The organism is Streptomyces sp. NPDC048650, assembly GCF_043199095.1.
Classification (GTDB): domain Bacteria; phylum Actinomycetota; class Actinomycetes; order Streptomycetales; family Streptomycetaceae; genus Streptomyces.
Genome location: NZ_JBICVM010000008.1, coordinates 211683 through 231649 on the forward strand (window position 1 = coordinate 211683; position 19967 = coordinate 231649).

At 69.7% G+C, this 19967-nt stretch carries 18 protein-coding genes and 1 pseudogene; 13 read left to right on the top strand and 6 right to left on the bottom strand.

The window, feature by feature from the left end; all coding sequences use genetic code 11:
- Positions 1–67 precede the first annotated feature (67 nt).
- Together ACGFML_RS23760 and sigJ are read left to right on the top strand one after the other, a co-directional pair.
- Positions 68–388: a hypothetical protein gene (locus tag ACGFML_RS23760; RefSeq protein WP_393546737.1), complete on the top strand. Its 321-nt coding sequence runs from the start codon at positions 68–70 to the stop codon at positions 386–388.
- A 193-nt stretch (positions 389–581) separates the two neighbouring features.
- Entirely contained in the window at positions 582–1490 is a 909-nt protein-coding gene (sigJ, locus tag ACGFML_RS23765) for an RNA polymerase sigma factor SigJ (protein ID WP_393546739.1), read from the top strand.
- 134 nt (positions 1491–1624) lie between these two features.
- On the opposite strand, the gene ACGFML_RS23770 is transcribed toward sigJ, so the two are convergent.
- The gene (locus ACGFML_RS23770) at positions 1625–1984 is read right to left on the bottom strand and encodes a GntR family transcriptional regulator (RefSeq protein WP_393546741.1); all 360 of its coding nucleotides are present in this window, start codon (positions 1982–1984) and stop codon (positions 1625–1627) included.
- 1 nt (position 1985) lies between these two features.
- Positions 1986–3005 (bottom strand): DUF1648 domain-containing protein, encoded by a 1020-nt coding sequence (locus ACGFML_RS23775; protein ID WP_393546742.1) that lies wholly within the window; start codon positions 3003–3005, stop codon positions 1986–1988.
- Positions 3006–3121: 116 nt separating this feature from the next.
- On the opposite strand from ACGFML_RS23775, the gene ACGFML_RS23780 reads away from it, so the two are divergent.
- Positions 3122–4651: a helix-turn-helix domain-containing protein gene (locus ACGFML_RS23780; RefSeq protein ID WP_393546744.1), complete on the top strand. Its 1530-nt coding sequence runs from the start codon at positions 3122–3124 to the stop codon at positions 4649–4651.
- A gap of 124 nt (positions 4652–4775) precedes the next feature.
- On the opposite strand, the gene ACGFML_RS23785 is transcribed toward ACGFML_RS23780, so the two are convergent.
- Together ACGFML_RS23785 and ACGFML_RS23790 are read right to left on the bottom strand one after the other, a co-directional pair.
- Positions 4776–5948 carry a tyrosine-type recombinase/integrase gene (locus ACGFML_RS23785; protein ID WP_393546746.1) on the bottom strand — a complete coding sequence of 391 codons (1173 nt, stop codon included), beginning with the start codon at positions 5946–5948 and terminating at the stop codon, positions 4776–4778.
- 128 nt (positions 5949–6076) lie between these two features.
- Positions 6077–6379 (bottom strand): AlpA family transcriptional regulator, encoded by a 303-nt coding sequence (locus ACGFML_RS23790; RefSeq protein WP_159468968.1) that lies wholly within the window; start codon positions 6377–6379, stop codon positions 6077–6079.
- Positions 6380–7632: 1253 nt separating this feature from the next.
- Here ACGFML_RS23790 and ACGFML_RS23795 point away from each other — a divergent pair.
- The 3 genes and pseudogenes from ACGFML_RS23795 (at position 7633) to ACGFML_RS23805 (ending at position 11685) form a co-directional block, all read left to right on the top strand.
- A pseudogene (locus ACGFML_RS23795) lies at positions 7633–8480 on the top strand (helix-turn-helix domain-containing protein).
- Positions 8481–9397: 917 nt separating this feature from the next.
- On the top strand, positions 9398–9967 hold the full coding sequence (locus ACGFML_RS23800; RefSeq protein WP_393546748.1) for a plasmid mobilization protein: 570 nt from the start codon (positions 9398–9400) through the stop codon (positions 9965–9967).
- A gap of 5 nt (positions 9968–9972) precedes the next feature.
- On the top strand, positions 9973–11685 hold the full coding sequence (locus ACGFML_RS23805; protein ID WP_393546750.1) for a relaxase/mobilization nuclease domain-containing protein: 1713 nt from the start codon (positions 9973–9975) through the stop codon (positions 11683–11685).
- On the opposite strand, the gene ACGFML_RS23810 is transcribed toward ACGFML_RS23805, so the two are convergent.
- Both ACGFML_RS23810 and ACGFML_RS23815 read right to left on the bottom strand, forming a co-directional pair.
- Complete coding sequence (locus ACGFML_RS23810; RefSeq protein ID WP_393546752.1) at positions 11686–12243, bottom strand: flavoprotein; 558 nt, start codon at positions 12241–12243, stop codon at positions 11686–11688.
- A complete protein-coding gene (locus tag ACGFML_RS23815) occupies positions 12240–13514 on the bottom strand; it encodes a helix-turn-helix domain-containing protein (RefSeq protein ID WP_393546753.1) in 1275 nt (424 codons plus the stop codon). The genes ACGFML_RS23810 and ACGFML_RS23815 overlap by 4 nt, the downstream gene beginning before the upstream one ends.
- A gap of 176 nt (positions 13515–13690) precedes the next feature.
- Here ACGFML_RS23815 and ACGFML_RS23820 point away from each other — a divergent pair, with 176 nt between their 5' ends.
- The 7 genes from ACGFML_RS23820 to ACGFML_RS23850 all read left to right on the top strand — a co-directional run bounded on the left by ACGFML_RS23820 (position 13691) and on the right by ACGFML_RS23850 (position 19962).
- Positions 13691–14128 (top strand): ATP-binding protein, encoded by a 438-nt coding sequence (locus ACGFML_RS23820; protein WP_393546755.1) that lies wholly within the window; start codon positions 13691–13693, stop codon positions 14126–14128.
- Between the two features lie 2 nt (positions 14129–14130).
- On the top strand, positions 14131–15453 hold the full coding sequence (locus ACGFML_RS23825) for a UDP-N-acetylglucosamine 1-carboxyvinyltransferase (protein ID WP_393546757.1): 1323 nt from the start codon (positions 14131–14133) through the stop codon (positions 15451–15453).
- Positions 15450–16670 carry a metallophosphoesterase gene (locus ACGFML_RS23830; RefSeq protein ID WP_393546759.1) on the top strand — a complete coding sequence of 407 codons (1221 nt, stop codon included), beginning with the start codon at positions 15450–15452 and terminating at the stop codon, positions 16668–16670. The genes ACGFML_RS23825 and ACGFML_RS23830 overlap by 4 nt, the downstream gene beginning before the upstream one ends.
- A complete protein-coding gene (gene dcd, locus ACGFML_RS23835) occupies positions 16667–17206 on the top strand; it encodes a dCTP deaminase (RefSeq protein WP_330479108.1) in 540 nt (179 codons plus the stop codon). Before ACGFML_RS23830 ends, dcd begins: the two co-directional genes overlap by 4 nt.
- Positions 17203–17742: a deoxycytidine triphosphate deaminase gene (locus ACGFML_RS23840; protein WP_393546761.1), complete on the top strand. Its 540-nt coding sequence runs from the start codon at positions 17203–17205 to the stop codon at positions 17740–17742. The genes dcd and ACGFML_RS23840 overlap by 4 nt, the downstream gene beginning before the upstream one ends.
- Positions 17739–18836 carry a glycosyltransferase family 4 protein gene (locus ACGFML_RS23845; protein WP_393546763.1) on the top strand — a complete coding sequence of 366 codons (1098 nt, stop codon included), beginning with the start codon at positions 17739–17741 and terminating at the stop codon, positions 18834–18836. Before ACGFML_RS23840 ends, ACGFML_RS23845 begins: the two co-directional genes overlap by 4 nt.
- Before the next feature lie 82 nt (positions 18837–18918).
- Positions 18919–19962: a serine hydrolase domain-containing protein gene (locus tag ACGFML_RS23850; RefSeq protein WP_393546765.1), complete on the top strand. Its 1044-nt coding sequence runs from the start codon at positions 18919–18921 to the stop codon at positions 19960–19962.
- Positions 19963–19967 lie beyond the last annotated feature (5 nt).

The following is a 19967-nucleotide window of genomic DNA, read 5'->3' on the forward strand; positions in this document are numbered from 1 at the left end:
CGTCCCGGTTGATCCGATCAGGTCGGCCGGGGCGTGGCCGGCACACGGAACGGTCATTCCTCCGGTCATGAAGAAGACCCCCGCGCACAAGACCGCCCTGACGGCGGCCCTGGTCCTCGCCGCCCTCGCCGCGGCCGCCCCCGCACAGGCCGACACCGGCCCCGGCAGGATGCCCGATGTGAAAGGCACGAATCTGGTCGCGGCGTACCAGAAGCTGCACTACCACACGGACGTCCACTTCCGCGACGGGCTCGGCAGGGGACGCCATGTGCTCTGGCCGGCCCACTGGCGGGTCTGCGGCCAGCAGCCGGCCCCAGGGGCCCGGATGAGCGCGCTGAAGATCACGCTGACCGTGGTCAAGCAGCACGAGAGGTGCGGCCGGGCGTAGCGGAACCAACCGGCCTCCGGCGACGGCCCCGCGACGGAGGGCGGCGGGAGCGACGAGCGGCTGCAGTCGGTGGCCGCTTGGCGGAACGGGGCGACCTGCGCCGCCCCGCACGGGTCCCGCGGCGGCCGGCGTGTCACCTCTGCGGCATCCCGTTCGTCAGTGCGGTGAGGAACCGCAACGGAGGGCTGTGAGCATGGACGAGTTCGGGCAACACACCGCGGACGCGCGCGGGAACGACTGGCTGGCACGGCGGTTCGAGGAGCACCGCCGCCATCTGCGGGCCGTCGCCTACCGGATGCTCGGCTCGCTGACCGAGGCGGACGACGCCGTACAGGAGAGCTGGCTGCGGCTGAGCCGCTCCGGAGCGGACGGCGTGCAGAACCTGGGCGGCTGGCTGACGACGGTCGTCGGGCGGGTGTGTCTGGACATGCTGCGCAGCCGCAAGGCGCTGCGCGAGGACTCGCTGGACACCCATGTGCCCGAGCCGGTCATCAGCCGCGAGGAGGGCGTCGACCCCGAGCAGGAGGCGCTGCTGGCCGATTCGGTCGGGCTGGCGCTGCTCGTCGTCCTCGATGCACTGGCTCCCGCCGAGCGGCTGGCGTTCGTCCTGCACGACATGCTCGCCGTGCCCTTCGACGAGATCGCGCCCATCGTGGAACGCACCCCGGCCGCCGCCCGCCAGCTCGCCAGCCGCGCCCGCCGCCGGGTCCAGGGCGCCGCCCCGGCCCCCGACGCCGACCTGCCCCGCCAGCGGGAGGTCGTGCACGCCTTCCTCGCCGCCTCCCGCAACGGTGACTTCGAAGCGCTGCTCGCGGTCCTCGACCCGGACGTCCTGCTGCGCTCCGACGGCGGCACGGCGTCCCCGAACCTGTCGAAGGTGGTGCGCGGGGCGCGGGCCGTGGTGGCACAGGCGCTGACGTTCTCGCGCTTCGCCCTTGCCGCGCAGCCGGCGCTGGTGAACGGCGCGCCGGGGCTCATCACGGTCCGCAAGGACCGGGCCTTCTCCGTCATGGGGTTCACCGTCGCCGACGGCAGGATCGTGGAGATCAACGTCCTCGCCGATCCGGCGCGCCTGGAGCAGGTCGATGTGACGGCCTTCTGAGGGCTCGCGGCTTCGCAAGGCGGTCTTCCGCGGGGCCCGGGAGAGGCGAGGGACCAGGCCGCAGCGGTAGCCGCCCGCCGCACGTCGGGCGGCTACCGCGTGCTGCTCCCGCGACGCGGGCGCGCCGCTCGGCCTCACGTGCCGGCGAGCCCCGCACGCACCACCGTCACGATCTCCTCGTCCGAGAGCCCCAGTCGGCGCGCCTCGGCGATCAACCGCTCGGCCGTCTCGCCGAGCCGGGCGCGGGCGGCGGGCGCGGCCCCGGTGACCACGGCGCCGCGCCCGCGGCGGAGTTCGATCAGCCCCTCCTCCTTGAGGCGCTGATAGCCACGCAGCACGGTATGGACGTTCACCCCGAGGGACCCGGCGAGCGCGCGGGCCGCGGGCAGTCGCTCGCCGGCACGCACCGAACCGCCGGCGATGGCGCCGCGCACGGAGGCCGCGATCTGGTCCCCGAGCGGGACGGTGGAGGAGGGGTCGACCCGGAAGAGCACCTCAGCCTCCTTGCCGTGCCCGCGCACGGTCGAGATACGTGTTGAACAGTGCGGCGGCGGTGGCCGCGTCGTCGACCGTCACGACGAACTCCCGGCCGTTGGCGAGCCGCAGCACCAGCCCATCACCCGATCGGAGCACCAGGCCGCTGGCGCCCGGCCGGACGCGATAGCCCCAGCCTCCGAACTCGGTGAAGGGGACGACCTTCCGGCTGGTGGCCCCCTCGACCCGGTCGAGCGCTATGCGCCGGAAAGGGTACGGCAGCAGCGTCGGCGCGAGCGCCAGACCGCGCCGGTCCACGGTCACCCGCACCGAGGTGATCGCCCCGACCACCACGACACCGACGAGGAGTCCGCCGCCGACCATCCAGTCACCGGTGAAGCCGATCGCCAGTGCCGCGGCCAGCAGCACCGCGCTCACGGCGGCCATCAGCGGCGAGCTGACGCACCGCGACCAGCCGGCCGCCTCCCCACCGCCCAGGGCGAGCCGCCGCTCGGTGCCGGACGGTTGGTGCGCCGCCGGCCGCTCGTCGGGACCGGCGAGCAGCCAGCCGAGCCCGCCGCACAGGACGCCCGCGGCCATGGCCACCCCGACCTGCCAGAACGGGAGCCGCACCTCGGACGCGTCCGTGACACCCGCGTTGACCAGCAGCGTCAGGCACGCCAGGTACCCGGACAGAGCGGCGACCCCCCATCCGGCCGATATCGACCAGCGGATTCCCGGGGCGGTGCGCCGCAGCTGGACGAGCACGCCGAGGCCGACGCCGAGGACGAGGAGCATGACGAGCATGCCGGTCAGGAAGCCCTGGACGGAGGCGTATCCGTCTGTCCGGCCGTCGGACCGGAAGTGGGTGGCGAGCGGTTCGGGCAGCCGCTCGAAGACCGCCGCGTAGACCCCGGCGAAGGAGGCGAGCGCAGCGACGAAGGGGAAGGCGGCCAGCCAGTTCCGTACCGGCCCGGACGCGGCGCCGGCCCGGCGCCGCGCCGAATGCGGGGCGGTCTCCTCGGGCTTCTTACCCGCCATGACAACCTCCAGTTTGAGTTGTTCGCATATTACTAGAACAACTACCCGGAGAAATCAAGACAATGCGACCAGCGTCAATACCGGCAACCATCTCATATCTGAGATACGGTCAGTCCATGGCAGACGACTACCTCGTACGCATCGGCAAGCTCATCCGTGACGCCCGACAGCACCGGGGCTGGACACAGACGCAGCTCGCCGAGGCGCTCGGCACCAGCCAGAGCGCGGTGAACCGCATCGAACGCGGCAACCAGAACATCAGCCTTGAGATGATCGCCCGCATCGGCGAGGCCCTGGACAGTGAAATCATCTCGCTCGGCTACGCCGGGCCGATGCATCTGCGGGTGGTCGGCGGACGCCGGCTCTCCGGCAGCATCGACGTCAAAACGAGCAAGAACGCCTGTGTGGCGCTGCTTTGCGCCACACTCCTCAACGCCGGCCGGACAACTCTGCGGCGAGTGGCGCGCATTGAGGAGGTCTACCGCATCCTCGAGGTGCTGGGCAGCATCGGCGTGCGCACCCGCTGGATCAACGACGGCAACGACCTGGAGATCATCCCGCCCGCCGAGCTGAACCTCGAGGCGATGGACACCGCGGCGGCCCGCCGCACCCGCAGCGTCATCATGTTCCTCGGCCCGCTGCTGCACCGGATGGACCGCTTCAAGCTGCCGTACGCGGGCGGTTGCGACCTCGGCACCCGTACCGTGACGCCGCACATGACGGCGCTGCGGCACTTCGGACTGGAGATCACCGCGACCGACGGCACCTATCTCGGCGAGGTCGACCGCACCGTCTCCCCCAAGCGCGCGATCGTCCTGACCGAGCGCGGCGACACCGTCACCGAGAACGCCCTGCTGGCCGCCGCCCGGCACGACGGCGTCACGGTCATCCGCAACGCCTCCTCCAACTACATGGTCCAGGACCTGTGTTTCTTCCTGGAGGAGCTGGGCGTCAAGGTCGAGGGCGTCGGGACCACGACGCTGACCGTCCACGGCCTCGCGCACATCGACCGGGACGTGGACTACGCGCCGTCCGAGGACCCGGTCGAGGCGATGAGCCTGCTGGCGGCGGCGGTGGTCACCGAGTCCGAACTGACCATCCGCCGGGTTCCGGTGGAGTTCCTGGAGATCGAGCTGGCGGTCCTGGAGGAGATGGGCCTCGACCACGAGCGCAGCGCCGAGTACGCGGCCGACAACGGTCGTACCCGGCTCATCGATCTCACCGTCCGCCCCTCCAAACTCCAGGCCCCCATCGACAAGATCCACCCCATGCCCTTCCCGGGCCTGAACATCGACAACGTCCCCTTCTTCGCGGCCATCGCGGCCAGCGCCCAGGGCCAGACCCTCATCCACGACTGGGTCTACGACAACCGCGCCATCTACCTGACGGACCTCAACCGCCTGGGCGCCCAGGTCAAGCTCCTCGACCCGCACCGCGTGCTGGTCGAGGGCACCACCCGCTGGCGCTCCGCCGAGATGATGTGCCCCCCGGCGCTGCGCCCCGCCGTCGTCGTACTCCTCGCGATGATGGCCGCCGAGGGCACCTCCGTCCTGCGCAACGTCTATGTCATCAACCGGGGTTACGAGGATCTGGCGGAACGACTGAACTCGATCGGCGCGCAGATCGAGATCTTCCGGGACATCTGAACGGCGGATGCCGCTGCACCCTTTCTGACCTGCGCGAATACGGGCCAGGAGGGGGTGCGGCGGCACCTCTGGGACTTCTCTGGGACTTTGCGCCAGGACCGAGCGCCTGCCGGTCGGCTTGCGGCTATGCGAAGACCTCGTCGATGGCGGCGCCGCCGCGCGCACCGGCGCGGGGCAGGAAGTGTGCGTACTTCCGGAGCGTGAAGCCGGGGTCAGAGTGGCCGAGCCACCTGGCCAGGGAGACGACCGACTCGCCGGCCTCCAACTGCTCGGAGGCGTAGAAGTGACGCAGGGCGTGATAACCGTGCTCCCGGGAGGGCTCCCAGGCTCGGGATCCGTCCAGTGCGCTCTCCTCCAGCGCGGCGATCACGCCGGCCTCGGCCAGGGCGGGCTTCCAGACGTAGGAGTTCAAGTAGTTCCGATTGATCGCCTTACGCTCGCGGCCCGTCACCAGGAGGTTGTACGTCCTGGGCCGACGGTGCTTGGCTTCTACCGAGGTCTGCGGCGGGCGCGGATCGTCCCACGGCATGGTGACCGGCACGGGTGCGAGGAACTCCACATGCTGCCGCAGTGCCTTGGCCACGCTTGAGGGCAGTGGTACGTCGCGTACCTTGCGCCCCTTGGGAAGCGCGAAGCAGAGCTTCGTCCGTACCATCTTGACCTGGCGCCGGACATGGACGATCTCCCCGTCGAAGTCGATGTCCTCCATCGACAGGCCGAACGCCTCTCCCTGTCGCAGGCCGAGTCCAGCACCAATCCCGACAAGCACGCGGTAGCGGTCCGGGATAGCTGCGCGTACGGCCAGCACGCGCTCGGGCAACCATGCCTCGACCCGGCCCGGTGCAGCCGCCGGAGGGCGGACTGTGCTCGCACGGCACGGGTTACGTGCGAGGCGTCGATCTTCGACGGCAGCCTGGAGAACACCGGACAGCGTGGCCCAGACGAGACGGATGGAGGTAGGGCCCAGATCCTTCTCGAGTCGCTTCTTCCAACTCCGCAGCACTTCGGTACCGACGCCATTGAGCGGCAGGGCACCGAGGTGCGGGACGATGTGCTGGCGGACCCGTTGCTCGATGCGTTCGAGGGTGGACGGGTCGCCACCCTGGGTGGGCCACCAGTGGGTCGCGATGTAGTCCTTGAGGGAGATGGCTCCATCGCGTGGATCGACGAACTCGCCCCGACGTGCGTCGGTCTGAGCCTGGGCGAGCCAGGTCTTGGCGTCCTGGAGTACGTCGAAGGAACGGTCCTTGACGCCGGGGATGCCCTTGACGCGGTAGCGGGTGCACTTGCCATACATGGTCGTGCGTTCACGCTTGCCGGTCGTCGGGTTGGGGCGCTTCTTGAGCCATCGGTCTTCTATGTAGCCGGTCAGGTGGGACTCCTTGATGTAGAGGATGGAGACGGCGTTCTACGGCGCTTGCGACGTCAGGCGCTGGTGAGGCGGGTGGACCGTTCCTGACGAGGAGCGTTCAGCGGGTTGAGAGCCGCGTTTGAGCGCGAGTCGGCCTGCTCCTGCTCGCGGACCCAGGCATCGAGGGCTTCGAGTCGATACATGACGCGGCCTCGTGGACCCATGCGGAAGCTCGGAGGTCCCTGTCGACGGTGGCGCCAGACGTAGAGGGTGTGGGGTGAGAGGCCGAGGTACTCGGCGGCGTCCTTCACGGTCAGGAAGGCCGTGTGCAGGGCGCCCGGGGAAGCTGTGGGGGCACGCAAAGATCGGGCAGGCATAGGAGATTCTCTGTGAGGTACGGGAGGGAGCGGACCTTGAAGGGCCGGTTCGTCATGCGCGGCACTCGCAATCGGTGGGCTAGTTCTCCGGATGATTGCGGAGGATACGCAGAATGGCGTTCGGAAGTTTCACCCAGCGGGGCACCTGCCCCTTTCAGGGCCAGTCATAGAAAGCCGACCGGGAGACCTGAAGATCGGCGCAGAGTTCGTCCACGGTCATTTTGTCGCGCGAGCGGCTGGAGCCATTCATCAGCACCCCGCCTCCTCGTTGTCGAGAGGGTTTCGGGCAGGGCTTACGAGGGGTCGAGGCAAAGGGTTTCCTCGCATGGAAAGAGCGGATTACCGAAAGAAGGCACGACGGGGTGCCGGGATATTCAATGATGCGGAGCATCGCCGGTTTGGCCAACCGGCGATCGTCGGCTATGTTCCGCCCGCTCCGGGTCGTTCCGATCACTGGGAGAGCTGGCGAAGAGGCTGCGCGGGGAGGCTCCGGGTGCGGTGGCGATGGCAACGAAGTCATCGATGTCGCAGCGTCGGGCCTTGCGTTCGATGTGGGAGAGCGCAGTGGCGGTCATGGGTCGGCCGAGGACGGTGACGCGGGCGGCCAGCTAAGGCTAAGCAGGACCGCGTTCGGTGCGGAGAATTTCGATATCGCGGGCGGTCCGGGTTCCTGCCAGACCGATTTCAAGGGGACGCACTGCCATGGGCTCAGTTATAGCTCGCGATCGCCGGTTTGGTTAACGGCCGATCGTCGTCTATGTTTCGCCCGGCGCGCGACCGTGAATGACCTCCGAACTGGGTTCTGGGCGTCGGCGGATGTTGCTGCACCGGCCATCCGAAAGCTCTCTGACATGTGGTGTTGTGTTGTAGCTTGCGCCGCAACGGGGGTCAACGGTTTCTCGATGTGATCCTTCTGACTCGCCCTGGTGCTAACTGATTTCGGCAACGGCCAATCCGGGTCTATCGTTTTGGAACCGCCGCTCAGAATGCGTTCGCTGCCAGCTTCCTCATTTCCCAGCGGAATACTGGACTTGCGCGACGTCGTTGTGGCTGTCTTGGATTCCACCCCGGGCTGCCAGCTCAGGGGCATGAGAGATTCCGGCATGCCAATCCGGGGCCGGGCGAACCCACCTTCCTGCCTCCGCGGCCCTGCCCGGCACGTTCGGGCCGGAACCGTGTGCCACCCCCTCCTGCGCTTCGCCCGAAGAGGGCTCGCCGCGCCTCACCGCCCCCGACCAAGGAGCCATCACCCGATGAGCCACGCCGCCCGCGAATGGGTGTGGGACCACAGCACCAGCAAGGGCACCGCCCGCATGGTCCTCACCCTGATCGCCGACCGCTGCGTAGACCGCGGCTGCGTCGCCTACGCGTCCATGCCCACCCTCATGAAGCGCGCGAACGCCTCCCGTACCGCCGTGCGCGACGCCCTGCCAAGCTGCTCACCACCGGCGAGCTGGAGCAGCTGACGGGCCGCAAGGGGCCCCGTGGAGAGACCTACTACCACCTCCCGGCCGCCGCCTGATTCCTCGCCGACCAAGCCATCGACGAGGGCCGCAATCCGACTCTCCAAGGGGAACGGAATCCAACCCCCGAGGGGACGGAATCCAACCCTGCCACCCCCTTCCAAGGGGGACCGGAATCTGACCCCGGGGAACGGAAACCAACCCCCAGGGGGCACGGAACCCAACCCCCAGGGGGCACGGATTCCGACCCCCAGAACAGTAGAGAACCGAAGGTGAACCGTAAGAGCAGCAGCTCTGCCCCACTCATCCCCGCCACCCAATGGCAGATCGACGAGGACACCCGGGCCTGGCTGCAGCATCAGGGGCACCTCGCCCGGCTCGGCGATCACGCCCTGCGCACCGCCGACGAGAAGTGGCGCTCCTACCGAGCGGTCGGGATACCGCGCACCGCCGCCGCGTGGGCCGCCGACTGGCGCGCCTGGATCGCCCGCGAACGCACCCCCACCCCCGGGCACCCGCATCTGCGCGCCCTGCCCGGCGGCGCCCCCATCTCAACCTCGGCGGGCGGCATGACTCGCGCCGAAGCGCACACCGCAGCCCTCCTCGCCGCCCTCGACGAACCGGCGGAAACGGAGTAATACGCCGTGCCTTGGAACGTCGCGCAGTCGCCTCCGTGGCCCGAGCGGCGCTGGAGCCGACGCGGCGGCTGATCGCCCACCTGATGTGGCCATCGCGCGAGCATCCGTGGGCACCAGCCCTCAGCTGCGTCGCGGCTCGTGCAGTAGGTGGTCACGCGCCGTCCCAGCGCCGGCCACCACTGACATGTCTCTGCCCCGGGAGGCATGGCACGTGAGGAGGGAGAGCAGGGCAAGGTCGGCTGACCGGCAGCCCGTCGGTCCTCGATCGGATGCACGCACGGGACCGCCTCAGCCGACGGCTCCACACGGTCCCCGGTCGCCGGTCCCCAGCGACAGCTCGACAGTCCGGTCCCGTCGGGGACCGTCCCGACGCGGTCCCCGACGGGAACCAGCACGGGGACCGAGCGCACCGAAACCGGGGACCGGGGACCGCGCGAACATCGAGAGAAGGGACCGTGACAGCACGGTCCCCAAGGCCAGCAGCGATGCGGGTCCAGCACCGATACCTGCAAAATCGCTGCTCAGCGCGCCACGGAACTGTCCCGATCCCCCGGGGACCGGGAGCATCGGGGACCGTCCTCACTCGGTCCCCGACAACCGGGGGACCAGGGCCCTGCGACACACCGAGCCGGGGACCGATCCGTTGGGGACCAAGACCACCCCGGCACCGAAACGGGTGCCGGGCCCCGGCCTCAGGACCAACCATCAGGGGAGCGACCCCGCCCGGTCCCCGGTCCCCGACCCTCGCAATGTCACACCGACCTCCGGACGAGCAGCCTCGACCCACGCTGCGAACCACGGTCAGAGGCCGAGCGCCGCATGGCTCCCTGCGCCTCCCCCACCGACCAGCGGACACGGACCATGCCGCCGCAACGCCCGCCCACACCGAACTCCCACACCCCATGGAAACGAACTCAGTGCACAACACGAACCACGAGGCCACCTCCCAAAACGACAGCCAGGAGGACCGCAACAGCACCACCAGCGGAGCAAGCTGTAGCCCTGGACCGTCCAAGGGTCGGTCCAGCGCGCATGCCTCCGCCCCAGAGGTGGCGGAGGAGGCCCCGCGCCAGGGGGCGCAGAACCAGCAGCTCGTGGCCGAGGGCGGCCACAAGCAGAGGGCGAAGCAGGGCCGACGGCGGTCCCGCCAGCCCAGGCAGCGGTCCGAACGTCTGACCTTCCGCTCCAGCCCAACCGAGTCGGAGGACATCCAGAACGCTGCCGACGCCAAAGGCGTCTCCAAGGCCCGCTTCATCGCCCAGGCCGTCCACTCCGAAATCCACGGCCGCCCCCACCTCGACCAGGACGATGCCCTCGACCGCTTGGAAGCCGCCCGCGTCCCGCTGGTGCGCGCCGGCAACAACTTGAACCAGATCGCCAAGGTCCTCAACTCCGGCGGCGACGCCCTCCACATCGACCGCGCCGCCGATGCCGTAGCCGAGGCCGCCACCAAGATCCGTACGGCCGCACAGAAGCTGGTGAGCTGAACGCCTTGGTCCCCGACGTCTCCCGCGGCAGCCGCACCATCGGCCTGCTCCACTACCTCTACCGAACCAGCGACATCGAAGCCCACGTCGACCCGCACCTCGTCGCCGCCTACGACCCCCACCTGCCCGACCCCGGACGCGACCCGAACGCCACCTTCAGCGTACTGGCCGCCGACCTCGACCTGTGGGTCAACGCCCTCGGCGGCAAAGCCCCCAAAAAGCACGTGTGGCACTGCCCCGTCCGCACCGCCCCCGGCGACCGGACCCTGACCGACGAGGAATGGGCCACCGTCGCCCGCCGCGTCCTTGCCGCCACCGGCATCGCCCTGGACGGCGACGACCAAGCCTGCCGCTGGATCGCCGTCCGTCACGCCCCCGACCACATCCACATCGTCGCCACCCTCGTTCGCGCCGACCGCACCCGCCCCCGCCACCACAAGGACGGCACTCGCGCCCAGGCCGAGTGCCGCAAGATCGAGAAGGAGTTCGGGCTCCGCCGCCTCAAGGAAGGTGACGGAACCGCGGCCAAGCGCCCCACCAGCGCCGAACGCCGCAAGGCCGAACGCCTCGGCCAGGAGGCCACCTCGCGCGAGCTGCTGCGCGAACACGTCCACCGTGCCCTGGCCGGTGCCGCCGACGAAGCCGAGTTCTTCGACCGGCTCGCCGCCGAAGGAGTCCGCATCAAGAAACGCCTCGCCCCCTCCGGCGATGTGCTCGGGTACTCGGTCGCCAAGGTCGGCGACCGCAACAAGGCGGGCGAGCCCATCTGGTTCTCCGGCTCCAAGCTCGCGCCGGACCTTTCCTTGCCCCGGATCCGCAAGCGGTTCGCAGCCACCACGGACATGCCCGAGCCCCCCACGGTCCTGGAACGCAGCGGCGCCTCGGCACCGGTCCGCGCCCGCCACTTCGCCGCCGAGGCCACCGACTCGGCCCTGACGTCCTTCACAGCCGGCGATGACAGTGCGGCAGCTGCCCAGCTGATCGGGGTCGGCGAGGTACTCGACGCCCTCGCCCAGACCTCGTTCGGCCCTACGAAGGCCGAACTACGAGAGACCGCAGTGCACTTCGAGCGCGCCACTCGCTCGCACATCCGCGCCGAGAAGGAGGAGATGTACGCCCTGCGCCGCGCGGCTCACCAGATCGTCCATTCCGGATCCACTCTCGGCCGCGGACAGGACGGCGCCGCCACCGCCTTGGTCCTCGACATCATGATCCTGACCGTCATCGCCGCCGCCCGCTGGCACGCAGCCCGCGGCCACGCTCAGCAGGCCGAGGCCGCCCAACAGGCCGCATCCCACCTGCGCGCCGCCTACCAGGCAACCGCCGCCAGCCTGCTGGCCGCCATGCGCGCCTACGGCCAACGCCTGCCTGCACAGTCCCGGCGACACCACGCCGCCACGGTCCGCACCGCCCTCCCCCAGCTGGCAGAGCACCTTCAAGCCGAGCCTGGCTGGGACGCGCTGACCGCGGTGCTCGACCAGGCAGAACGTGCCGGCCACGACACCACCGCCCTGCTAGCCGGGGCCGCCGCGCAACGCGAACTGGACAGCGCCGACTCGATTAGCGAAGTCCTGGTCTGGCGGCTACAGCACCTCGGCTACGTCACCCCACCCGCGTCGGCCCCCAGGTCGCGGCGTCCTCGTACCGAGCCCGCCCCTGCTGCCCCTGCCGCTGCCGCCGTCGCCCACCAGGAAGCGAACCGGCCCCAGCGACGGTGATCACGCTCGACCCAACACCTCCGGAGCGAGCAGCTCCAACGCCTCCTCCCAGTGGAAACGGTCCGCTCCGCCACCGGCCTTCGGCCGGTGAGGATCGTACGAGCCGATCAAGACGCCCATCTCGCGCAACCGGTCCAGGCTCTGCCGGTACGCGGGGTGGGCGGCCTGGGCCGTATTCAGGTACGGGAGCACGGCGGTGGGGATGCCGAGGCCGTACGCCTCGCACAGGATGCCCACCGCGAGGGTGTCGGAGATCCCTGCGGCCCATTTGTTGATGGTGTTGAAGGTGGCCGGCGCGACCGCGATGGCGTCGGCGGGCGGCAGGGGCCGCGGATCGCCGGGTGAGCGCCAGGCTGAGCGGATGGGGTAGCCGGTCTGCGCTTCGACCGCCGTCGTGTCTATGAAGCCGAGGCCCTGTGGGGTGGCGATGACACCGACATCCCAGTTCGCCTCCTGCGCAGCCGTGATCAGCTTGCCGACGTCGTCGGCGATTCCTGACGCGCATACGACGACGTACAGGAACGGCTTCTTGGTCTGCTGGTCGGGCTGTTCGCTCACGCGGGGACTCCCAGTCGACGGCTGAATTGGTGCAGTTCCGGCAGGGTACGACGGCGGTCGCGGGCGGCCATGTCGGCGACCAGCTCCCGGACGGCCGGGCGGCGGATGTCCTGGGCCGCGCAGCTCTCGGCGATGCGCAGCGCCTGGTAGCCGTCGGCGAGGCGGCCCTGCTGGCTGTAGGCCCGGGCGGATTCGACCCAGAGGGCAGCGCGGCGCTCAGGCACGGGGATGTGGCGTCGCATGAGGGGGCGGGCGGTCTGCAGCGCGATTCCCGCGTCGCCGAAGGCAACGGCCGCGCTGATGCCGTGCAGGGCCACGTTGGTCGGGCTGAAATTCGCCCAGGCGTCGGGGCGGTCGAGCGCGACGTAGCGGGCGACTTCCTTCGCCTCGGTGAGGAAGTCCTGTGTGGCGGAGCGGTTGGCGCCGGTACTTGCGGCGGTGACGCCGCGCAGGAGCAGCAGGCCGAGCGCGGCGAGGTATTTCGGGGATCGCTGGTCGTACGCGCCCGTGAGCTGGTCGGCGGTGTGCCGGACGAGGGTGATGGCCTGGGTGGTGTGGCCGGCACGGGCGAGGGCGTGGGCATGTACCCGGACGCTGGACGCGAGCACCACCGGATCCCCGGAGCGCTCGGCCTCGGCCATGGCTCTGCCGACGGCGAGCCATGCGTTGCCGTGATCGCTCAGCTTGAGCAGCAGGCTCGCCGAGGTCTGATAGGCCGTGGCCAGCAGTCCGGACAGGCCCGCCGAGCCGGGGGCATCGCTGATGGCTTGCCGGAGCTGCCCGATCAGTCCGGGCAGCGTGCGCCCCAGTTCCGTGTACTGGCAGGTGCAAAAGAGGCGGCGCGCGGCTGTGACGTAATCACGCATCTCCGTCAGGTCCGGTACCGGTCCTGTGGCCACTGGGCTCGGGCCGGGGAGAAGGGACTGGATCAGATCCTGGTGGGCGGCGGCAGGCGCGGCGGGGGTGACGAGCGCGGCGATACCCGCGGCGAGGAAGTTACGGCGGTGCATGTCCTCGGTTGTCTCTGGGGTGGAGGGGCTGGCATCCGGAGCAGCGGCGAGACCGATGTGGTGCGGCGGGATGCCCAGCACCCGCGCGACCTCACGCAGCATGCCGACGTCCTGGACACCCCTTCCGGCCTCCAAGCGGCTCACCTTGGACTGGTGATACCCCAGTGCGGCAGCGACGTCTTTCTGCGAGCGCCGTTGTAACACGCGTGCCTGACGGATCACTTTGCCGATCCGTCTCGCTTCGCTCTGCGCTTCGGCCATCTGTGCCACGGCTCCTCCCGCCGTCGCCGATTCTGCCTGCTCAACCGAGCGTAATGGACGAGTAATTGGCCGTGATGCAGCTCCTGCATAAGTGATGCAGCGCCAGCAAACGGACTGGGTGGACCTGCATCTGGAGCGGTTGCCTGGACCAGCCGCACCCATCCAGGAGGCCCCTCATGGAAGTGCACGACATCCGCTTGTCAGTCTCCGGCACCCCCGCAGCTGCGGCGTCGGCGCGGCGGCAGTTCGTCGCCGAGATACGCGACTGGGGCCTGCCAGTCGACAGCGACGCGCTGCACACCGCCGAGCTGATCGCCGGCGAACTGCTCTCGAATGCCGTGCAGTACGCAGGCCAGGGCGCAATCGCCTTGTCCGCCAGCTGCGATGGCAACGCCGTACGAGTCGAGGTCAGTGACAGCAGCCACGGTCAGCCCCGGCCCCGAGGGTCTGGCGAGAACGACGAACACGGCCGGGGCCTGTTCCTCATCGCGGCCTTGGCCGACCGGCACGGCGTCGAGCCGACCGCGGCTGGCAAGCGGTGCTGGGCCGAGGTCCATCTGCCTGCCGCTGCAAGTCCCCATGCCCCATTCCAGGCTCCAGTTTCGAGGAGTTGACTGTGACAACCGCCCGGACACCCGCCATTACCTCCGAGGTGATCGCCATCCGTCCCGGCCCGCCGCTTTCCGGGTCCGTGACCGTCGACGGTTCCACGAACGCCGCCCTGCCGCTCCTCGCTACGGCAGCCACCCTGCGCCGCCCCATCCAGCTGTGCAACGTCCCGGCCAACGACGACGTTCAGGCCATGCTGAAGCTGCTCCAGCACGCCGGTCACGGCATCACCCATCCGGTCGGCAAGCCGAGCACGGTCCTGATCCTGCCGAGCGATGGCCTGCACGTCGCGCCGGAATTCCACGACACCGCAGCCCGTATCCGTGCCTCGTACTACCTGGTTCCCGCCCTCCTCGCCGTGCACGGGCGGGCCGTGCTGCCCTGGCCGGGCGGTTGCCGGATCGGTGAACGCGGGATGGAGCAGCACTTCAAGGTGTACGAGGCATTCGGCGACCGCACGATCGTGAACGACCACGGCTACAGCGTCGAAGCCGGTGAGAGCCACACCGGTTCGGTGTCGGTGATGCTGCCGTTCCGCTCCCGCGGCGCGAGCATCGCGGCCATTCTGCGCGCCGTCATCGCCGGGCGACCGCTGCGGCTGGGGCAGCCCAACCTCTCACCCGAAGTCCTCAGCGTCCTGCACGCGCTCCAGGTGGCCGGTTGGGAGACACGGGCCGACGATCGGGTTCTCTCCCTGGCTCCGCCGACCTCCGCACCGCAAAAGCCAGTGACCTGGGCCGTCCCCGGAGACAAGGTCGAAGCCGGCACCCTGGCCTGTGCCATCGCCGCCACCCAAGGCAACGGACTCGTCGAGGGCGTACGCAGCAAGGACGTTGCGCCGATGGTGGCCGCGTTGCGGTGGCTCGGCATTCCCGTCGACGCCCAGCAGAACGCCCTCAACGTCCGTGCCGAGGGCACTCGGCCCACCCACCAGCCCCTGCGAGCCATTGCCTCGCTCTCTCCCCGCGGGCTCGATGCCGACTTCGAACCCGCCCTGATGGCACTGGCGCTGGGAATGCATGGCACCCATCTGTTCGCCGACGCGATCAACCCCGGGCGTCACAGCAACCTCATTCCCCAGCTCGCTCGCCTCGGTGCCGACATCCACCAGACCTCGCCCACCCAGTGCCGCCTGACCGGGCCACAGCAGCTGATCGGCACGGGAGTGGAAGCCACCGACATCCGCACCGGGTCGGCCCTGCTCATCGCCGGCCTCACCGCACGCGGCGTCACGACGCTCGGCGGCCTCGAGCAGCTCCGTCGAGGCCACGCCGACCTTCCCACCAAGCTGCTCGCTCTTGGCGCCGACATCTGCGAGGTCACCCCATGACCGGTCCACGCGCCCTGCGACGGATCGCAGCCACCACCGATGTCCACAGCTCATTCGATGACGCCCTGTCGATGCTGGCCCATCTGCACGCCATCCGGCCGGAGACGCTGATCGTCGATTGCGGCGACTTCTTCGAAGGCAGCGGGTACTACCGCCTCGGCCACGGCCGTATCGAGACAGCGATCCTCCTTGGCCTCTACGACGTGATCGCGCCCGGGAACCACGGCTGGATCCACCACTTCGAATCCCCGGTCCGGAACATCACCGTGTGCGCGAACGCGGTCGATGCCGCCACCGGCCAAACCCTCTTTCGCCGCCTGCACACCACCCGCATCGGCGAACAGCGCGTCGGCATCACCTCGGTCATCGGCTCGCAGGCATTCCACTCCATCCCCAAAGACCAGCGAGCAGGTCATCGCGTCACAGAACCAGCCCAGGCTCTGCGCGAAGTGATGCTGGCCCACCACCACGAGGTCGATGCCTGGGTCGTGCTGAGCCACAGCGGCTTCGACGAGGACCTCGAACTGGCCGCCGCCTGCCCCTTCCTCGACGTGATCTTCGCCGGGCACTGCCACAGCGACCAGTACGGTCCCACCCGAGTGGGCGAGACCCTCGTTCTCAAGGGCCGCGAACTCGGCGTCGGCTACGCCCTCGCCGAACCGGCCCCCACGCGATGGACCGCGCACAACGCCTGCTTCCCCGGCACCAGCACCGCAGCACTGCCGGCCCATCTCGCCTCCGTCCATGACCGGATCGAAGACCTCAGAGATCGCCTGGCCTTGCCGATCGGCGCCGTCGCCAAGCCGTACCGAGGCCACCTCCTCGACCGCCGGCTGCTCCTCGGCAACCTCGCCGCCCGTCTCCGCACGGCTCTCGGCGCCGAAGCCGTCATCCTCAACGAGACCGCCCTGCGCTCCACCCAGCTCGATGACGTCCTCACCTTCGGCGGCCTCCTGGCCATCGAGCCCTTCAACAACCAGCTCGTCCACGCGCGCGTTCCCGAGACGCTGCGTACCAGCCCTCACGCTCTGCTGGCCCACCTCACCAAGAGCGCTGGCCCCTTGCTCGCTGAACCGACCCCGTTGCCGCCGGAGCTACCGACAGTGCTGACCACCGACTACCTAGCCGAGAGCTATCTGGACGGCCGTACCCACCAAGCCGGCCTCCGTCTCCGCCAGGCCCTCCAGCAGATCCTGACCGAAGGACCTCATCGATGATCCTCACCGGCCCCGAGATCACCGCAGCCGCGACCGACGGCCGCCTGCGCATTGCCCCCTTCGACAACGCGCAGGTCAACCCCAACAGCTACAACGTCCGCCTCGGTCCGACCCTGCTCACCTACAAAACCCCTGTCCTCGACGCCCACCAGCCCAACCCGACCCACCGCATCAAGATCGGCGCCGACGGCTACGTCCTCAAACCGGGCCAGCTCTACCTGGGCCACACCGTCGAACAGGTCGGCTCCGACACCTTCGTCCCCCTCCTGTTCGGCCGCTCCTCCGTCGGCCGCCTCGGCCTGTTCGTCGAGATCACCGCCCCCATCGGCGACATCGGCTTCCACGGCCAGTGGACCCTGATGCTCTCCCCCATCCGCCCCTTACGCGTCTACGCGGGCATGAAGATCGGGCAGATCATGTTCTTCGTCGCCGTCGGGCCCATCACCCCGTACTCCGGCAAGTACCAGGCAGCCAGCGGGCCCAAGCCGTCCGCCTTCTGGCGGGACGTCGCCCCTCTGGAAGCGGTGGCGCCGTGATCCTCACCGGCCCCGCCATCGCCGCAGCGCACGCCGCGGGTGAGATCACCATCGATCCGTACGACCCCGGCAGGCTCTCCCCCAATGCCTACGACTGGCGCCTCGGCAGCCACCTGCGCATCTGCGACGGAGACCTCGACGCCGCCGCCCCAACCTCGTCCGCCGAGATCTCCATCCCCCGTACGGGGTTCGTCCTGGAACCCGGCGTGCTCTACCTCGGCGTCACCCACGAGAAGACCGGCTCGGAGACCTACGCACAGCTCCTCAACGGCGACCGCACCACCGGCACCCTCGGCATCTGGGTCCATGTATCCGCTCCACTCGGCCACCAAGGCCACGCCATCCGCTGGACCCTGGAGATCCGCGCCAGCCAGCCGGTCCGCATCTATCCCGGCATGACCTTCGGCAAGCTCGTCTTCCTACAGCCCCTCGGCGCTGCGGCCAGCTATCAGCAGCACGGCCTCAAGTACATGGCCAGCCAAGGAATCGAGACTTCCCGCCTGTATGAGGAAATCTCTGGGGGTTGCCGACCATGAACGCCAAGGTAGCCACCGTCCTCGACCTCCCTTTCCCCAGCCCCGGCGGCAGCGTCGAGCTCTTCCTCGACCTCTACACGGGGGACAGGCCCCTCATTCCCGCACGAGCCTTCATGCTCGCCCCCGCCAGCCCCAGCCCCCAACTGCCCGCCGGGCTCGACCTGCTGCCGGTCGTCGGCAAGTGCCTCGAAGGCCCGGCGTTCCACCGCTACGTAGCAGCCCTCCAACGGTCCCTGGCCGAGGCAATCGACCCGGATCACATCGGTGTCCTTCACCTCCAGCACCTCACCTTCGGTGGCACCCCCGCGCTGATCAGGGCCCTGCGCGAGCACCCGCGGATCGCACTCGTGCATGGCACCGACCTGCTGTTCGCCGAAGCCCACCGCCACCAGCACAAAGTGCTGACCGAATCCGTGCGACTCGCCGACGCCATCGTCGTGCCGACACCGGCCATGGCCGACCGGCTCCTGCGCATTGCGCCTACCACCGACCGCGCGAAGATCGCCCACATTCCCTGGGGCATCCCCGACCGGCTCCTGGCCCACCCGCCGCCCAGATCACCCCGTCCGTCAGGCAGTCCCTTCCGGCTGCTGTACGCCGGGCGACTCACGCCGGAGAAGGGCGCCGAGAACCTGCTGCTGGCCCTGGCGGCCGTACAGGGCGTCGAGCTGAGCATCGCCGCCCCGCAAGACCAGTTCCGCACCCTCAGCCGCGCCGTACGGCAGTCCGGCGTCAAGATCCGGTACCTCGGCTGGCTCCGCCGCCCACAGCTGTGGAGAACTTTCACCGACCACGACCTGCTCGTCATGCCCTCCACCACCCTCGAAGCCATGGGACTCGTCGCCCTCGAAGCCCAAGCCTGCGGCCTGCCCGTGCTCTACCAGCCCGTCCCCGGCCTGGCTGACACGCTCGCTGCCTCGGGCACCGCGACCGACTTCACCCGCCCCCCAGCCGTTGCCCGAGACATCGGCCGTCTTCGTACGACCCCCGGGCTGCTCGCTGCCTTGCGGCAGGCCGGGCGGAGCAACGCCGCCCGCTACCCGCTCAGCGCCACCGCCAGGGCCCTGACCGAGCTCGGCCACCGGATCAGTTGACCACCCCGCCACGTTCCCCGGCCTGGCCCGCCCGCGTCACTACGCTGACGGGCGGGCCCGCACCGCGACATCGGAGATGTTCATGGAAGACAGCACCGACCGGATCAAGCAGCTCGTGGCGGACGGCGTCCGCGACAAGGTCTACCCCGGCGCGGTGTGGGCCATCGGCAACGCAGCAGCTACGAAAGCCGCGGGCGCCGCCGGCGTCCTCGATCCCGCCGAGACGGGCATCCCCATGCGGGCGGACACGGTCTTCGACGTCGCCAGCCTGACCAAAATCCTGGCCGTCTGGTCCACGGTCGGCGCCCTCTGGGAAGACGGCTCCCTCCCGCTCGACGAACCCCTCGGCGCCTTCTGGCCCGAGGCCACAGGCCACCCCCTCGGCCAGGTCACCGCCCGCCACCTGCTCACCCACACCGCCGGCGTACCACTGCGAGCCCAGCTGAAGAACCTCTACGGCACCGACCCGGCAGCCATCCGAGCTGGCGTCCTTCACGAAGCCCTGCACCGGCCGCCCGGCGAGGCCGTCGAATACACCGACCGAGCCGCTCTCATCCTTGGCTACCTCGCCGAACACCTCTCCGGCCAGAGTCTCGACCAACTCGCCCACACCCACATCTGGCAGCCCCTGGGCATGACCCACACCCGCTTCGGCCCGTTGCTACCCGAGCTGTCCGTCCGCTGCGCCCCGACCGAACTCGACGAGGACACCGGCCGCCATCTCAAGGGCACCGCCCACGACTTCTCCGCCCGCCTCCTCGGCGGCGTCTGCGGCATCGCCGGCACCTTCTCCGTCCGCGACGACCTCGCCCGCTTCCTGCGGTACATGCTCGACCCCACGACCGCCCCCACAGAGCCGGGATTCGGGCCGAGCTGGGTCGAGGAGTCGCTCAGCATCCAGACCGGAACCCTGGAGCCCGTACGCGGCCTCTTCTGGCACCCCGCCCCCGGCACCGACCCTGCCGACCGCACCTACGTGCACTACGGATTCACCGGCACCGGCATGTGGATCTCCCCCAAACGGGGAACCTGGGCCGTCCTGCTGACGAACAAGCTCTACTACACCCGCGACCGAGAGCCGTTGACCCGGATCCGCAACGCCTTCCGAAGCCGGGTCTTCAGCTGAAGAGG

What these genes read in the sequence shown, in the direction of transcription:
- ACGFML_RS23760 (WP_393546737.1), top strand. Translation starts at nt 68, where the DNA reads ATGAAGAAGACCCCCGCGCACAAGACCGCCCTGACGGCGGCCCTGGTC.
- sigJ (WP_393546739.1), top strand. Translation starts at nt 582, where the DNA reads ATGGACGAGTTCGGGCAACACACCGCGGACGCGCGCGGGAACGACTGG.
- ACGFML_RS23775 (WP_393546742.1), bottom strand. Translation starts at nt 3,005, where the DNA reads ATGGCGGGTAAGAAGCCCGAGGAGACCGCCCCGCATTCGGCGCGGCGC.
- ACGFML_RS23780 (WP_393546744.1), top strand. Translation starts at nt 3,122, where the DNA reads ATGGCAGACGACTACCTCGTACGCATCGGCAAGCTCATCCGTGACGCC.
- ACGFML_RS23785 (WP_393546746.1), bottom strand. Translation starts at nt 5,948, where the DNA reads ATGTATGGCAAGTGCACCCGCTACCGCGTCAAGGGCATCCCCGGCGTC.
- ACGFML_RS23790 (WP_159468968.1), bottom strand. Translation starts at nt 6,379, where the DNA reads ATGCCTGCCCGATCTTTGCGTGCCCCCACAGCTTCCCCGGGCGCCCTG.
- ACGFML_RS23815 (WP_393546753.1), bottom strand. Translation starts at nt 13,514, where the DNA reads ATGGCCGAAGCGCAGAGCGAAGCGAGACGGATCGGCAAAGTGATCCGT.
- ACGFML_RS23820 (WP_393546755.1), top strand. Translation starts at nt 13,691, where the DNA reads ATGGAAGTGCACGACATCCGCTTGTCAGTCTCCGGCACCCCCGCAGCT.
- ACGFML_RS23830 (WP_393546759.1), top strand. Translation starts at nt 15,450, where the DNA reads ATGACCGGTCCACGCGCCCTGCGACGGATCGCAGCCACCACCGATGTC.
- dcd (WP_330479108.1), top strand. Translation starts at nt 16,667, where the DNA reads ATGATCCTCACCGGCCCCGAGATCACCGCAGCCGCGACCGACGGCCGC.
- ACGFML_RS23845 (WP_393546763.1), top strand. Translation starts at nt 17,739, where the DNA reads ATGAACGCCAAGGTAGCCACCGTCCTCGACCTCCCTTTCCCCAGCCCC.
- ACGFML_RS23850 (WP_393546765.1), top strand. Translation starts at nt 18,919, where the DNA reads ATGGAAGACAGCACCGACCGGATCAAGCAGCTCGTGGCGGACGGCGTC.